The organism is Thioclava sediminum, assembly GCF_002020355.1.
Lineage (GTDB): Bacteria > Pseudomonadota > Alphaproteobacteria > Rhodobacterales > Rhodobacteraceae > Thioclava > Thioclava sediminum.
This window is the reverse complement of sequence record NZ_MPZV01000001.1, coordinates 949,943-964,048: the sequence shown is the minus strand read 5'-3', so window position 1 is coordinate 964,048 and position 14,106 is coordinate 949,943. Positions and strand designations below refer to the sequence as shown.

Genomic DNA, 14,106 nt, shown 5'->3' with positions numbered 1-14,106 from the left:
TCGGGTCGCGGCGGAATTCGTGTCCGCCTCCTTTTCATAACGTTGACAAATTGTCAGTAAAATGAAATCAAAGTCAACGATAACTTTTTAAATCGCGGTCTGAGCCAGTGGAGATGCCCTGACATGACGCTCGAAGAAGCATTGCGGCCCGGAACGGCCCAAGCGCATCGGCCGCAGATTTTGCCGGCTGGCGGGAACGGGCTGCTCGTGCGGTTCGCGCTGGTTGCCGAGCCCACCGCGATAGCGGCAGCGCAGAGCTTTCATCAGCGCGTGACGGAAAGCGATTTGCCGGGGGTGCGCGAGATCGTCCCGAGCCTCGTATCGGTTCTGCTGCGCTTCGATCCGGAGGCCGTGACGCGGACCGAGATGGCTCAGCGGTTGGAGACCCTGCTGTCCGAGGCCGATTGGCAAAGTGCGGCGCCGCATCCCGCGCAGCGTGTCTGGCATCTGCCCGTGGCGTTCGGGGGCGACCACGGCCCCGATCTGGAAGGGGCGGCGAAGCTTGCGGGTCTTTCCCCTCAGGCGGCGATCGACGAGATCACCGCGACCCCGCTGAGTGTCCTCGCCATCGGCTTCGCGCCCGGTCAGCCCTATCTCGGCCTGCTGCCCGAGCATTGGAATCTCGCGCGCCGCTCCGAACTGAACCCGCGCGTTCCGAAAGGCGCGCTCTGCGTGGCGGTGCGCCAGCTCGTTCTGTTCGCGAATGCCTCGCCCACCGGCTGGCACCAGATCGCGCGGACCGCCTTCGACGTATTCCGCCCCGACCAATCCGACCCGGTGCCGCTGCATGCGGGCGACGAGGTTCGCCTCGCGCCGGTCTCCGGCACCGAGATGGACGCGCTTTTGAAAGCGGGCGATCCGATGGGCGGCGCGCGCTGCGAGGTGCGGTCATGAGCGGCGGATCAGTGATCCTGCGCGCCCTTGGGCCAAGCGTGAGCGTGCAAGACATGGGCCGCCCCGGACGCATGGCGCAAGGCATCTCGCGCGGTGGTGCAGTCGATCCGCTGGCACTGGTCGAGGCGGCGGCGCTACTGGGATCGCGCAGCCCGCTTTCTGCGCTGGAAATGGCGGTGAGCGGCGGGCGGTTCGAGGTCACCGCCCCGACGCGGATCGCGCTGACCGGGGCGCCGATGCAGGCGGAGCTTGACGGACGCCCCCTGCGCTGGGGCGCGAGCCACAGAATGGAACCGGGCGAGGTGCTGTCGATCGGTGCCGCGCGTACAGGCATGTTCGGCTATCTCACCTTCGCGGGCGGGATCGAGACACCCGTAGTGCTGGGCAGCCGCTCGGCGCATCTCGCCGCCGGGATCGGGTCGGCGCTGGAATCAGGTGCGCGCCTGCCGCTGGGCGTGGACCCCGAGCCTGACGCGCCCGCGATGGTTCTCACACAGGACGACCGTTTCTCGGGTGGCACGCTGCGGATCATCCCGGGGCCGCAGACGGGCCTGTTCGACGAGGATACCTTCGCGCGGCTCACCACGACCGAATTCACCCGCGCACGGCAGGGCAATCGTCAGGGCGTGGCGCTCGAAAGCGATGCGCCGGCGTTGACCTCGGACAAGGCCGAGGGGCTCGCCTCGGACGTGATCTTCGAGGGCGATATCCAGATGACCGGGGCGGGCACGCCCTATGTGCTGCTCGCCGAATGCCAGACCATCGGCGGCTATCCTCGGATTGGCACCGTGCTGCCCTGCGATCTGCCGCGCGTAGCCCAGGCCGCGCCGGGGACGAAGCTGCGGTTCAAAGCCGTGACGTTGGACGAGGCCGACGCGCTGGCGCCGCGCTGGGAGACGCAACTGCAGGCGCAACGCGCCAAGCTGCGCCCGCTGATCCGCGATCCGCACGACATCCATGACCTGCTCGGCTACCAATTGATCAGTGGCGTGACGGTAGGGCGCGAGTTGGAGGAAGAGAATGGCTAAGATCGACCTGAACGCCGATATCGGCGAAAGCTTCGGCCCGTGGGTCATGGGCAACGACGCGGCGCTGATGGAGGTGATCTCCTCGGCCAATGTCGCCTGCGGGTTCCACGCGGGCGATCCGGATGTGATGGCGCAGACGATGCGCGCGGCGGTGGCCAATGACGTCGGCATCGGCGCGCATCCGGGCTTTGCCGATCTGCAGGGCTTTGGGCGTCGTCGCCTTAACCTCAGCGCCGAGGAACTGACCAATCTGGTGACCTATCAACTGGGCGCGGCGCAGGCGATGGCCCGCGCGGCGGGCGGCGCGGTGCGGCATTTCAAGCTGCACGGGGCGCTGTCGAACATGGCCTCGGAGAATGCCGAGATCGCCCGCGCCTGCTATGCAGCGGCGCTGAAGGTGCAGCCCGACATCATCCTCGTCGTGCTGCCGCAAACCGCGATGGAGCAGGTCGCGCGCGACTTGCAGGCCAATTGGGCGGGCGAGATTTTCGCCGATCGCGCCTATGAGGACGACGCCTCGCTGGTGGCGCGCTCGAAAGCTGGTGCGGTTCTGCACGACGCCGAAGAGGTCGGCGCGCGGATCGAGACGATGCTGCGCAAAGGTGCGATCGTGACCGCGTCCGGCAAGGAAATCCCCTGCAAGATCGACACGGTCTGCCTGCATGGCGACGGGGCGGAGGCGCTTGCGATGGCGCGTGCGCTGCGCGGGCATTTGACCGGCGCCGGGTTCGAGATCGCGCCCTTCGGCTAAGCCGCGTTTGCCGTCAGATCATCTGTACGCACCGCATCACGCGCGGCGCGTCATGTCCTGTGGACACAGATCGTGGCGCTTCGCCCAATGCAGGAGCGTGTCGTCGAACTGCTCGGGCGGGACGCCTTCGAGCCCGGGAAATTCATGCAGGACGATCCGCAGTGCGCGGCGCTGATCCTCGGTGAGCCGGTCGTCGTGCCAAAGCCGATAGATGCCGCGCGGCAGGCGGCGCTCGGGTCTCGCGGTGCTGTAGAACAGCGCGAAGGGGATGGATTTCACCTGCGCCACGTAGCTTGATAATTGCGGCAGGAACTGCCCGGTGAACTCGTCGGAGCCGGGCGGGAAGACCTCGGCCAGCGCCATCACCGCACGGCCCTGCGCCGCCGCCTGCGTGGTGGAGAAAACGAAGCTCACCGCGAGCGTCAGCACCAGCATCCCTGTTACCCCTGTGATGACCGAGATCAGCGACCAGCCGGTGCCTGCGGGCGTCGCGTAGCCCCCACCCAGCGTCGAGAGCAGATGCCCCGCATAAGAGAGGCTGTCACCGAAGCTCGCCGCGGGGAGCCCCTTGGTCGTCTCCAGAGACCGGGTCGTGGCGAAGAAGATCAGGCTCCAGCCGAACGCGACCATGATGATCCAGACGCCGCCGAGCCATGCCATCGTCACCGGGCCGCAGATGCGATGCGCGATCCGCGTGTGCCCGAAGCTCCGGATGCGCTTGAAGCCAAACCGCGCGACGGCCAGCGAGATTGCCCCGGACTGGCCCGCACCAAGCGCGCAGAGCAGAATGTCCCAAAGTGAGATCGCAACGATGGCGGCGCCGAGGAAGATCAGGAAAATGGTCACGGGAGGCTCCGAAAGTTGGAAAGGGGCGTGCGGTCAGGCGGTCTCGGGCCTGATCAGCGGCAAGTAGTGGCGCCGTGTCATCATCATCAGAACGGCCAGCAGCGGGGTCGCGAGCGCAAGGCCGAGAAGACCGAAGAAGCTCCCCATCAAAAGCTGGAAGGCGATGATGAGGGCAGGGGGCAGCGACATCGCCTTTTCCTGAATCTGCGGCGTGATCAGGTTGCTCTCGAGCGCCTGCACCGCGAGGTAGAGGACAACGACCCAAAGCATCGTCATCGGGCTGACCGTCAGGCCCATCGCGAGGGCGGGGATCGCCGACAGGACCGGGCCGATATTCGGAATGAAGGTCAGAAGTCCTGCAAGGATCGCAAGGATCGCCGCCAGCGGCACGTTCAGCAGCCACAGCCCGACAAAGGTCAGTAGGCCGATCACCGTCATTGAGATCAGCTGCGCAAACAGCCAGCCCGACAGCGCCGCCCAGCCGGTCGCGAAGCTCGCGACGACCCAGTCACGCTTGGAAGAGGGGAAGAGTGCGGCGATCCCGCGCCGATAGAGCTGCGGCTCCACCGCGCCATACACACCGATGAACAGGATCAGCATCGCGTTCCCGATCACGCCGATCGACATCATCACGGTCGTGGCGGCCCCCTTGCTCGACGGGGCGATCGAGCCGAGGTCGATCGAACGCGTGATCGAATGCAGCCAGCCATGCGAGTCGATAAAGTCCTGCACCTGTTTCAGCGCCTTGGGCAGGGCGGTCGTCAGCTGGTCGAGCTGATCGGACAGGCCCTGCGCGGCATAGAGAAAGAACAGAACCGCGAGGCAGACCAAGATGATCGAATAGAGCGCGAGCCCCCAGCCTTCGCGGATATGCAGCCTGCGCGCGATGGCGTTGCCGCCCATCCGCAGGAAGACCGCGACGAGAAGCCCCGCGAAGACCAGCAGCAGAATATCGGGCGCGATCAGCACCAGAAGCGCAGAGATCGCGATCGGCAGCCAGAAGGCAATCCGCTCGCGCGAGGCCTTCGCGCGCATTCCGGCCGGCTTGGGGTCCGCGTGGTCGGCGCGATGCGGTCCGGGGTCTGACATGGTGCTCTCCGTCGCGGCTTGTGTCGTGTGACAGGCCAACCTGTCGCCCGCGCCGTGGTTCCGTACCCAAAGCGCGTCGCGGCGGAGAAATTGTCACCCGCCATGTGTCCGGCGCCGCATGCGCGCGAGCTGGGAGAAATGTCACAAAACATCGCGGAAGGGCTTGAAAATGTGTAAAAAAATGCATCCCGGTGAGCCGGTGATTGTCTTATGTTAAAGATATGAACTTTTTTCGGCTGAGAGGCTGTTTTCGCCCTCAGAGAGAGGAACTGCCATGCGTAAGGAGGAGTTGCTCGGGCGAAACATCCCAACAGGGACAAATTCATTCAGCCGCCCAATTTCGGAGGTCTCTTTCGCCATGTCCGCCCGCCTCATCGTCGTCTCCAACCGTATCCCTTCCGAGGCCACGCCCTCGGGCGGGCTCGTGGTGGCGCTCCACGAGGCGCTGCGCGAGAAAGGCGGCATCTGGATCGGTGCGCATCCCGAGACGGGCCCGGAAGAGCCCGCACTCATCGATATGGGCGGGACGCAATATGACAAGCTCGCCTTCCGTCTGACCGAGGAAGACCGCGCGGCCTATTACCTCGGCTTCGCGAATTCCGTGCTCTGGCCGATCGCGCATCACCGCACCGATCTGGTCGAGATCAATCGCAGCTTCGACGAGGGCTACCTGCGCGTGAACCGTCGGATCGCGGAGCAGATGGCCGAGGTGATCTCGCCCGAGGATCACATCTGGATTCACGACTACCATTTCTTCCCGCTGGCGGAGGAGCTGCGCAGGTTGGGTGTGACCAACCGCATCGGCTTCTTCCTGCATATTCCTTTCCCCAACATCACCGATCTCGATGTGTTGCCCGACCCGCCCGCCTTCGCGCGGTGGCTGGCGCATTACGACCTGGTCGGCCTGCAGACGCGGGCCGACGTGGCGCGATGCCTCGAGATGTTCCGCGCCGATCCACGGGCAGAAATGCTGCCCAACGGCGCGATCAAATTCGGCGCGCAGGAGGTGTCCGTCCGGTCTTTCCCGATTGGCATTTCAGCTGAGAGCTTCGCCCGGGCGGCGCAGGACTGCGCGCCGCCGCCCGCGCACGAATTGTTCGGAGACGCCTATGTCATCGGCGTTGACCGGCTCGACTACTCCAAGGGCTTGCCGCAACGCTTCCGCGCGTTCGAGCGCTATCTGGAGACCTACGACACGGGGCCGCGCGCCTCGCTGGTGCAGATCGCGCCACCCTCGCGCGAAAGCGTGCGGGCCTATCAGGAGATCACCGCCGATCTGCAGCAGATCGCGGGTCAGGTGAACGGGCGCTTCGGCGAGGTCCATTGGGCGCCGATCCGTTTCCTGCACCGCCCGGTCCCGCGCGAAGAGATCGCGGGGCTGCTGCGCGGCGCACGGGCGGCACTTGTGACCCCGCTTGCCGATGGGATGAACCTCGTGGCGAAGGAATATGTCGCAGCGCAGGATCCGGACGATCCGGGCGTGCTGGTGCTGTCGCGCTTTGCGGGCGCCGCCGAGGACATGACCGAGGCCCTGCTGGTCAACCCGCACGACGTCGACGAGACCGCCACCGCGATCCGTCGCGCTCTGACGATGCCGTTGAAGGAACGCCGCGCGCGCCACGCCGCCTGCATGGAAGTCGTCCACGCGACCGATACCGGTGCTTGGGCGCGCAGCTTCCTCGATCAGCTCGCCGCCTGCACACCCGCTTTGCGCATTACCGGACGCGCCGCCGAATGGCTCCGCGGCGAAGAGGGCCGGGAATTCGACCCCGGCGCGCATCGCTCTATTTCAAAGGAGGAGGTCTGATATGACCATGATGTCACGAAATATGGAGCCGACCGCGTCGGAGGAGGGCGCGCTCGTTCTGATGCTCCACCCCGGAAATTGCGATCTCGATTGCCATGGGGCGTTCATCGAAGCTCTCAAGGGCGACCGTGCCCATATCGTTTGCCTGTCTCAGGAAGGCGGCGGGCGTGGCGAGTTGATCGCCCGGCTCGGTGCCTGTGGCGCGACGCCGATCTGTGCGTCTTTCCTGACCTATGAAGATGGGGCGCTGTCCGATCCCGAGGAGCATGGTTCGATCGCGCATGTGCTGTCTTACATCATGCAGGCGCACAATCTGACGCGGATTTTCGTGCCCAAGCACAATGGAGATCACGCGTGCCACAGCGCAATCGAGGCGATCGCGCAGAACCTGTCGCGGATGACCGATGCGCCGGTCATTCACGAGGAGGACCTGCCGAGCCAAAGCGAGATCGTACCCGGCGGTGGCGATCCGAGCGGGAGCGGCACCCTTCTGAGCGCTTACGCCTGACCGACCCCGACCTGCGGCCCCGTGGGCACCTCAAAGAATAAACCGCCCGCGCATCCGAAGCTGCGCGAACGGTCCGGGAGCGGTCTGCCGTGAGGGGGACCTTCCGACAGACCTCCCCGTCACTGGGGCTTTTCACATAAGCCCATCACTCGGGCATGATCACCTTGTCGATCACGTGGATCACGCCGTTGCTGGCTTCGATATCGGCCTGGGTCACGCTGGCTTCATCGACCATCACGGCGGGGTCGGTTTTCACCATGACTTCCGAGCCCTGCACCGTCTTGGCCATCATCCCGTCGCTCAGATCGCCGGACATCACTTTGCCGGGCACGACGTGATAGGTGAGGATCGAGATCAGCTTGTCCTTGTTCTCGGGTTTGAGCAGGTCGTCGACGGTGCCTTCGGGTAGGGCTGCGAAAGCCTCGTCCGTGGGGGCGAAGACGGTGAAGGGGCCTTCGCCCTTGAGCGTCTCGACCAGACCGGCGGCCTGCACGGCGGCCACGAGCGTCTCGAAGCTGCCAGCGTTGACGGCGGTGTCGACGATATCCATTCCGCCATGATTGTCGGCATGGGCGGGGGCGGAAACGAGTGCGGTACCGGCGAGCACTGCGGCCATGAAGGTTCTTCTCAGCATTCTCTTTCTCCCTGTGTTGGATCGTGGGCAGATCCGGTTTTGGATCGTGCAGGGGATACGGGAGATATGGCGATGCGGATCACGCACGGCTCGCAATTTCGCGCTTAAACGTGATGTAGCGTGAGTGGCGCGCTCAGCGCATGCCGCCGTCGAGAAGATGCAGCAGTTGCGCCTCGGCCTTGCGCAGCCCGTCGACCGCAGGCGCAGTTTGCGCAAGAACGACAAGCGCCTCCGGCTCCGCCTCGGTCAGCGCGATCACCTGAGGGTGGATATAGGAATTACGCGCGATCGTGGGCGTGTTGTGCAGTCGCTCAGAGGCGGCCTCTGCCATCGCCTTGATTGTCACCCGTCCGTCATCCGCCTGACGCAGCGCGGCCTCCAGCGCCGCCGCCGATCCGTTCCACGTGCGGAAGGTCTTCGCGGTCAGCCCCTCGGCGCCGGTACGGTCGGCGAGGAAAGCGTTCACCTCGTCCGAGCGCACCGAATGCGGGTCGCCATCCTCGTCGATCCAGGTGATCAATTCGGCCCCGGGCAGATCGTCGAGCTGCGTCAGCGCGCACTCCAACGTCCTGTCGCGCAGCTCGCTTTCGATCTTCGTGCCGCCCTTGCCGGTGAAGGCCAGCCGCAGCGTACCGCCGTCGAGCGTCATATGCGCGCCGCGCAGCGTGGTCGCGCCGAAGCTGCGGTTCTCGCGCGCGTAATCGGCAGTGCCGACGCGGATCGCGGCGCGGTCTAGCAGGGCGAGGACTGCGGCCAGCGCGAAGGCCCGATCCCCGGGGTCATGGCCGCGCAGATCGCTCAGGATCGACCGGCGCAGACGCGGCAGGACGGTGCCGAATTCCGCGAGCCGGTTGAACTTCCGCTGCGACCGAAACTCGGTCCAGTCGGGATGGTAGCGGTATTGCTTGCGCGCGCGTGCGTCGCGGCCCGTCGCCTGCAGATGGCCGTTCCGCCGCGGGCAAATCCAGACATCTTCATAGGCGGGCGGCACGGCCAGTGCCTCGATCCGTTTGCGCTCTGTGCCGCGCGCGATGGTCGTCCCGTCAGGGGCCATATAGGAAAACCCGCGCCCGCAGCGCCTGCGCGTGATGCCGGGGCGGTCATCGGGATAATAGACGAGATCGGGCAGGTCTTTCATGGAGCGAAAACGCCGGGCGTATCGGCGCAGTTCCCGTTCCGCGCGCCTATTGTGGGGCGTTGCGAAGATCTTCAGGCCGGTCGATATCGCGGAGCGTGCCGGGCGGTAGCGCAACGCGTCGCAGGTCAGGGGCGCGGCGGAGCAACGCCCCGGCGCCCCGGTCGCCTGTCAGCCGCAAAGCCGCACCGAACAGCCTGCGCGGGATCAGCGCCGGGGGCGCGAGGCGACCGTCCGAAGTGGCCATCGCCGGATGGGGGCCGGGTGTCTTGAGAAGCTGGCGCAGATGCGCGCGCGAGACCTCGGGCATATCGCCGAGAACGATCAGCAGATGGCTCGCGCCACTGGCTTGAGCAGCGCGGATCGCGCGGTGCAGGCTCGCGCTCTGGGCGCGCCCCGCTCCGATGCAGAGAAGGTCGAGGCCCGCGCCACGCAGCTCTTTGGGAAGCCCGGGGCTGCGGGTGATCGCAGCGCGTCGCGCGAGGCCAAGGCCCCGAAGCGTCTTCACGGACCGCAGCACAAGCGCGGCCTCTCCGCCCGCGCGCGCGGCCAGCTTATCCCGCGCGCCGAAGCGCCGCGACGCGCCTGCCGCCAGGACCACGCCCATGATCTTGCGCGCCAAGTCTCAGACCCGCGCGAGTTGCAGCACTTCGGCCAGCACCGAGACCGCCAGCAAGCGCGGCTCGCGCGCCTGTTCGATCAGGCCGACCGGACCGCGCAGCCGCGAAATCGCGGCCTCCGACAGCCCCTTGCGACGCAGCGCCACCGCGCGCTGGCGCGCCGTGCGGCGGCTGCCCTGCGCGCCGATGAAGAACGCGTCGCTCTCCAGAAGCTGGGCGAGGATCGGGATTTCCCGGTCGTGATCGTGGAAGAACAACAGCGCCGCCATGCGCGGGTCGGGCGAGATGTCGCCAAGCGGATTGCTGCGCCGGAATTCGTGGCTCGTCACGCCGGGCAAGCTCACGGGATCGGGCATTATGAGATCGGCCTGATAGCCTGCGCCCGTGGCGAGCTGCGCAAAGGTTTCCGCCTCGACGCCGGTGCCGAAAATCACGAAACGCGGCTCGGGTACGAGGTGCAGGCTCAGATCGGTCTCGGGTTGGGGCTCGAGCGTCAGGGTGCCCTGCGTGCCCGAGAGGTGCAGCGACAAAGGCATCCGAGCGTCAATCGCTTCGGCCATGCGCTCCTGATCGGCCACGGGCGGGGCAGGGATCACCGTGATGTCGAGCGCCCCGCCACAGGGCAGTACGAGGTCGATGAAGGGCGAGCCCTCGCCATAGCGCAGATGCCGGGTGCAGCCGTCCTGCGCGACCTTGTTCAGGTGGTGTTCGATATCGGCATCGATGCAACCCGCTGAGAGATGGCCGCGAATGTCGCCCCGATCATCTAGGCTCATCGCAGCACCGAGGGGGCGATAGCCCGCCCCCTCGATCCGTGTCAGAATAGCCAGCGCGGCGAGCCGTCCCGGCGCGGGTAGTGGCATTTCCGCCATGCCCAACCGGGTTTCAGCGCGCGCACGCTGGCGAAGCGGACTACCGTCCATTGGCAAACCCCTCGAGAACTTTGTCGGGCGTGGCCGGATAGTGGCGCAGCCGTACGCCCGTCGCATTGTGGATCGCGTTGATCACCGCGGCCCCTGCGCCCGAGATGCCAAGCTCCCCCACGCCTTTGGACTGGATCGGGTTCGCCTCGTCATCGCGCTCGGGCAGGAAGACCACCTCCATCTCGCGCGGGATATCCGCGTGCGACGGGACGTGATAATTCGCCAGATCGCGCGTGACGATATGGCCGGTCCGCGGATCGTGGCCAAGCTCCTCGTGCAGTGCCGAGCCGACACCCCAGACCATGCCGCCTACGGCCTGGCTGCGCGCGGTCTTCTCGTTGAGCACGCGACCGATGCCGAGCACGCCGAGCATCCGGCGTACGCGCACCTCGCCCGAGACCTCGTTTACCGCGACTTCGGCGAAATGTGCGCCGAACCCAGCCGAGAAGTGGCTCTTGGCGGTCTTGCCGCCTTCGATTTTGCCCTCGGCGCTGATCGGATCGCTTAGCAGATCGACCAGTTTCGCGGTCTTGCCGCCGCCCGAAACCTCGCCATTGCCAAGGCTCAACTCTTCGAACTTGCAGCCGAGCTTGTCTGCAAGCTGCTCGCGGATTTTGCGTGCGGCGAGGAACACCGAGGAGCCCGACGACGACGCCCCGAAGGAGCCGCCGGACCCGGAGGCCCCCGGCAGGTCGCTATCGGCCAGATGGACCGAGACCTTGTCGATCGGCAGGCCAAGCATCTCGCCCGCGATCTGGCCGAGGATGGCGTAGCTGCCGGTGCCGATATCGGTCATGTCGGTCTCGACCAGTGCACCGTCCGCGCTGAGCGTCACGCGCGCCGCCGAGGGTACAAGGAAGTTCGCCCGCCCCGCAGCCGCGACGCCCATGCCGATCAGCCATTCGCCTTCGCGGCGCGTTCCGGTCTCGGGGCGTTGATCCCAGCCGAAGCGTTTCGCGCCTTCGCGCAGGCTGTCTTCCAGCGCGCGGGCCGAATAGGCCTGACCGGTGTCGGGGTGCTTTTCGGGAATGTTGCGCAGGCGCAGTTCCACCGGGCAGAGGCCCAGCTTCTCGGCCAGCTCATCCATCGCGGTTTCCAGCGCGAAGGTGCCAACCGCCTCGCCCGGCGCGCGGACCGAGCCCGTAGGCGTGCGGTGGTTGCGCGAGATGTGCTGACGCATCACCCGGTTGGGCGCACCATACATGAAGCGGCTCGCGGCGTTGACCGGTTCGGAGAAGGCTTCCTCTTCGAGATTGGAGACACGATCCTCGTGCCCGATCCCGGTCAGCTTGCCGCTCGCGTCCGCCGAAAGGCGCAGGCGCTGCCACGTTTCGGTGCGGCGCAGCACGGCATCGAAGACGGTCTGACGGCTCAGCACGATACGCACCGGACGGTCGAGTTCGCGCGCGGCAAGCGCCGCCGCGACATGCTCGGAGGAAATGCCCAGCTTGGAGCCGAACCCGCCGCCCACATAGGGCGCGAGGATGTGGACCTTGTCGGACTCGATGCCAACCGCATCGGCCAACTCCTCTTTGTTGAAACGGACCATTTGCAGCGAGCCATGTAGAACGAGGCGACCGTCCTTCCACTCGGCGATACCCGCATGTGGCTCCATCGCAGCAGCGACATGACCGGCGGTGGTGTATTCGAGATCGACCGATTGCGCGGCCTTCTCCATCGCGGCGTCGAGATCGCCCTGGATGCTTTCGCGCTTCTCGTTCAGCTCGAGTTCAACGCCTGCCGGATCGACCGGTGCGCCGGGGTTCTGCTCGTAGCTGGTCTTAATCCGGGCGGCGGCGTCGCGCGCGGTCTCGAAACTTTCCGCGACCACGAGCCCGATGGGCTGACCGTGATAATCGACGCGGTCGCCGGGCTGCACCGGCGCGGCGCCTGCCATGCCCTGCGCCGGGTTGCGCACGAATTCCGGGCCGTGGAACAGGCCCAGATAGCCGGGGAGCTTCTTCGCCTCCGTCTCATCAAAGCCGGTGACCTTGCCGCGCGTGATCGTGGCGCGCAGCATCACGCCATGCACCATGCCTTCAGGCTTGAATTCGGCCGCATAGGTCGCGGTGCCGGTCACTTTCAGCTTGCCCTCGGGGCGGTCGAGAGGCGCGCCCACCAGACCCTGTTTGGTTTCGTCGAGCAGCCGCGGCTGCGCTTCATCCATCGTGAACGTGTCGCTCATGCCAGCGCCTCCACCTTGTCCGTTCCGGTCGAGGCCGGGGCCATGCCCGTCGCCTCGCGCATCACCGCGACCAACGCGCGGCGGGTCATTTCGCGTTTGAAATCGTTGCCCTCGTCGGTGACCGCTTCGGCCAGAAGCGTATCGGCGGCCTTGCCGAACAGCTCCTCCGACGGGGTCTCGCCTTCGAGCATCGCATTGACCTGCGCATCCGCCCAGGGGCGCGGCCCGATGCCGCCGAACGCAAGCGAGGCCTGCTTGATCGTCTCGCCCTCCATCTCGACCACGGCAGCGACCGAGACGAGCGCGAAGGCGTAAGACGCCCGGTCGCGGATCTTGCGATAGCTCTGCGTGGCGTTCGGCTGCGGGGCAGGGAGGATCACGGCGGTGATGATCTCGCCCGGCTTCAGGCTGGTCTCGATCTCGGGCGTCTCGCCGGGCAGTTGATAGAGTTCGTCCATCGCCACGGTGCGGGTTGCTCCATCGGTGCCACGGATTTCCACCTGCGCATCGAGCGCGCGCATCGCTACCGCCATATCGGAGGGGTGCGCGGCACTGCAGGCGGCCGAGGTGCCCAGGATTGCGAGCATCCGGCTGACACCGCCCTTGGCGGCACAACCCGCACCGGGGTCGCGCTTGTTGCAGGCCATCGCCGGGTCGTAGAAATAGGGGCAGCGGGTGCGTTGCAGCAGGTTGCCGCCCGTGGTCGCCTTGTTGCGGATCTGGCCCGAGGCACCGGCCAGCAGCGCGCGCGACAGCACCGGATAAGCGCGGCGCACCTGCGGATCGGCGGCGAGATCGGCATTGCGCACCAGCGCCCCGATCTTCAGCCCGCCTTCATGCGGCTCGATCTTGTCCAGCCCGTCGATATTGTTGATGTCGATGACCGTCTCGGGGGTCATCACCTGCAGTTTCATCAGGTCCAGCAGGTTGGTCCCGCCCGCGATGAACTGCGCGCCGTCACCCGCCTTGGAGGCCGCGTCATCGAGTGCGTTTGCGCGAAGATAGTCGAAAGGTCTCATTACTTCTCCTCCGCTTCGGCCACGCGCGAGATGGCCTCGCGGATGAAGGGATAGGCCGAGCAGCGGCAGAGATTGCCGCTCATCCGCTCGGCAATCTCGGCGTCGCTCAACTCGGCCTTTCCGGTGAGGCTGTCGCTGACATGGCTGGGCGCGCCTTCGGCGGCTTCGGCCAGCATCCCCGTCGCCGACATGATCTGCCCCGGCGTGCAATAGCCGCACTGGTAGCCGTCGCAGGAGACGAATTCCTGTTGCAGCGGGTTGAGATTTTCGGGCGTGCCGAGCCCTTCGATGGTGGTGATCTCGGAGCCTTCATGCATCACCGCGAGGCTGAGGCAGGAGTTCACCCGCCGCCCGTCGACGAGCACCGTGCAGGCGCCGCATTGGCCATGATCGCAGCCCTTTTTCGAGCCGGTGAGTTCGAGATGGTCGCGCAGTGCGTCGAGCAGCGTCACCCGCGGGTCGAGGTCAAGCGCGCGGGCCTCGCCATTGACGTGAAATGAAACCTTCATGGGGTCCCCCTTGTCCGGAATTCAGGTTTGGCGCAGCCGTCTGGGGAAGCAGACGTTCAAACCAGCTTAGTGGGGAACACCGCGCGCGCGGAACGGTTCCTGCGAGAAAACCCTCACGTTGCGGTGAGGGCTTTGCGGACGCTCCTTGCGTCGGGGCA

General features: G+C 66.3%; 14 protein-coding genes. 5 read left to right on the top strand and 9 right to left on the bottom strand.

Annotation, left to right across the window (positions count from 1 at the left end; translation table 11 throughout):
• The first annotated feature begins 123 nt into the window (after nt 1-123).
• The 3 genes from BMI91_RS04205 to BMI91_RS04195 are packed head-to-tail and all read left to right on the top strand — an operon-like array spanning nt 124 to nt 2,673.
• Nucleotides 124-894: a 5-oxoprolinase subunit B family protein gene (locus BMI91_RS04205; RefSeq protein ID WP_078604047.1), complete on the top strand. Its 771-nt coding sequence runs from the start codon at nt 124-126 to the stop codon at nt 892-894.
• A complete protein-coding gene (locus tag BMI91_RS04200; RefSeq protein WP_078604046.1) occupies nt 891-1,922 on the top strand; it encodes a 5-oxoprolinase subunit C family protein in 1,032 nt (343 codons plus the stop codon). Before BMI91_RS04205 ends, BMI91_RS04200 begins: the two co-directional genes overlap by 4 nt.
• Entirely contained in the window at nt 1,915-2,673 is a 759-nt protein-coding gene (locus tag BMI91_RS04195) for a LamB/YcsF family protein (protein ID WP_078604045.1), read from the top strand. Before BMI91_RS04200 ends, BMI91_RS04195 begins: the two co-directional genes overlap by 8 nt.
• A 36-nt stretch (nt 2,674-2,709) precedes the next feature.
• Here BMI91_RS04195 and BMI91_RS04190 read toward each other — a convergent pair whose 3' ends face one another.
• Both BMI91_RS04190 and BMI91_RS04185 read right to left on the bottom strand, forming a co-directional pair.
• Nucleotides 2,710-3,519 carry a hypothetical protein gene (locus BMI91_RS04190; protein ID WP_078604044.1) on the bottom strand — a complete coding sequence of 270 codons (810 nt, stop codon included), beginning with the start codon at nt 3,517-3,519 and terminating at the stop codon, nt 2,710-2,712.
• 33 nt (nt 3,520-3,552) lie between these two features.
• A complete protein-coding gene (locus tag BMI91_RS04185) occupies nt 3,553-4,608 on the bottom strand; it encodes an AI-2E family transporter (RefSeq protein WP_078604043.1) in 1,056 nt (351 codons plus the stop codon).
• 358 nt (nt 4,609-4,966) lie between these two features.
• Here BMI91_RS04185 and BMI91_RS04180 point away from each other — a divergent pair, with 358 nt between their 5' ends.
• Both BMI91_RS04180 and BMI91_RS04175 read left to right on the top strand, forming a co-directional pair.
• A complete protein-coding gene (locus tag BMI91_RS04180; protein ID WP_078604042.1) occupies nt 4,967-6,415 on the top strand; it encodes an alpha,alpha-trehalose-phosphate synthase (UDP-forming) in 1,449 nt (482 codons plus the stop codon).
• Between the two features lies 1 nt (nt 6,416).
• Nucleotides 6,417-6,923 carry a hypothetical protein gene (locus BMI91_RS04175; protein WP_078545965.1) on the top strand — a complete coding sequence of 169 codons (507 nt, stop codon included), beginning with the start codon at nt 6,417-6,419 and terminating at the stop codon, nt 6,921-6,923.
• Nucleotides 6,924-7,068: 145 nt separating this feature from the next.
• Here the strand turns inward: BMI91_RS04175 and BMI91_RS04170 are convergent, their stop codons facing one another.
• From BMI91_RS04170 to BMI91_RS04140, 7 genes are all read right to left on the bottom strand, one after another.
• Nucleotides 7,069-7,557, bottom strand: coding sequence for a fasciclin domain-containing protein (locus BMI91_RS04170; protein ID WP_078604041.1), 489 nt, complete (start codon nt 7,555-7,557; stop codon nt 7,069-7,071).
• 133 nt (nt 7,558-7,690) lie between these two features.
• Nucleotides 7,691-8,695, bottom strand: a complete 1,005-nt coding sequence (locus tag BMI91_RS04165) for a DNA topoisomerase IB (protein WP_078604040.1) — start codon at nt 8,693-8,695, stop codon at nt 7,691-7,693.
• Nucleotides 8,696-8,741: 46 nt separating this feature from the next.
• On the bottom strand, nt 8,742-9,314 hold the full coding sequence (locus tag BMI91_RS04160; protein WP_078604039.1) for a nucleotidyltransferase family protein: 573 nt from the start codon (nt 9,312-9,314) through the stop codon (nt 8,742-8,744).
• A gap of 3 nt (nt 9,315-9,317) precedes the next feature.
• Nucleotides 9,318-10,235 (bottom strand): XdhC family protein, encoded by a 918-nt coding sequence (locus BMI91_RS04155; RefSeq protein WP_158522080.1) that lies wholly within the window; start codon nt 10,233-10,235, stop codon nt 9,318-9,320.
• The gene (locus BMI91_RS04150; protein WP_078604037.1) at nt 10,225-12,420 is read right to left on the bottom strand and encodes a xanthine dehydrogenase family protein molybdopterin-binding subunit; all 2,196 of its coding nucleotides are present in this window, start codon (nt 12,418-12,420) and stop codon (nt 10,225-10,227) included. The genes BMI91_RS04155 and BMI91_RS04150 overlap by 11 nt, the downstream gene beginning before the upstream one ends.
• Nucleotides 12,417-13,439 carry an FAD binding domain-containing protein gene (locus BMI91_RS04145; RefSeq protein WP_078604036.1) on the bottom strand — a complete coding sequence of 341 codons (1,023 nt, stop codon included), beginning with the start codon at nt 13,437-13,439 and terminating at the stop codon, nt 12,417-12,419. The genes BMI91_RS04150 and BMI91_RS04145 overlap by 4 nt, the downstream gene beginning before the upstream one ends.
• On the bottom strand, nt 13,439-13,948 hold the full coding sequence (locus tag BMI91_RS04140) for a 2Fe-2S iron-sulfur cluster-binding protein (protein WP_078604035.1): 510 nt from the start codon (nt 13,946-13,948) through the stop codon (nt 13,439-13,441). The genes BMI91_RS04145 and BMI91_RS04140 overlap by 1 nt, the downstream gene beginning before the upstream one ends.
• Nucleotides 13,949-14,106 lie beyond the last annotated feature (158 nt).

Bases quoted from the DNA above. Each gene is read 5' to 3' on its own strand.
- BMI91_RS04205 (WP_078604047.1), top strand. From the start codon at position 124: ATGACGCTCGAAGAAGCATTGCGGCCCGGAACGGCCCAAGCGCATCGG.
- BMI91_RS04200 (WP_078604046.1), top strand. From the start codon at position 891: ATGAGCGGCGGATCAGTGATCCTGCGCGCCCTTGGGCCAAGCGTGAGC.
- BMI91_RS04195 (WP_078604045.1), top strand. From the start codon at position 1,915: ATGGCTAAGATCGACCTGAACGCCGATATCGGCGAAAGCTTCGGCCCG.
- BMI91_RS04185 (WP_078604043.1), bottom strand. From the start codon at position 4,608: ATGTCAGACCCCGGACCGCATCGCGCCGACCACGCGGACCCCAAGCCG.
- BMI91_RS04180 (WP_078604042.1), top strand. From the start codon at position 4,967: ATGTCCGCCCGCCTCATCGTCGTCTCCAACCGTATCCCTTCCGAGGCC.
- BMI91_RS04175 (WP_078545965.1), top strand. From the start codon at position 6,417: ATGACCATGATGTCACGAAATATGGAGCCGACCGCGTCGGAGGAGGGC.
- BMI91_RS04170 (WP_078604041.1), bottom strand. From the start codon at position 7,557: ATGCTGAGAAGAACCTTCATGGCCGCAGTGCTCGCCGGTACCGCACTC.
- BMI91_RS04165 (WP_078604040.1), bottom strand. From the start codon at position 8,695: ATGAAAGACCTGCCCGATCTCGTCTATTATCCCGATGACCGCCCCGGC.
- BMI91_RS04155 (WP_158522080.1), bottom strand. From the start codon at position 10,235: ATGGACGGTAGTCCGCTTCGCCAGCGTGCGCGCGCTGAAACCCGGTTG.
- BMI91_RS04150 (WP_078604037.1), bottom strand. From the start codon at position 12,420: ATGAGCGACACGTTCACGATGGATGAAGCGCAGCCGCGGCTGCTCGAC.
- BMI91_RS04145 (WP_078604036.1), bottom strand. From the start codon at position 13,439: ATGAGACCTTTCGACTATCTTCGCGCAAACGCACTCGATGACGCGGCC.
- BMI91_RS04140 (WP_078604035.1), bottom strand. From the start codon at position 13,948: ATGAAGGTTTCATTTCACGTCAATGGCGAGGCCCGCGCGCTTGACCTC.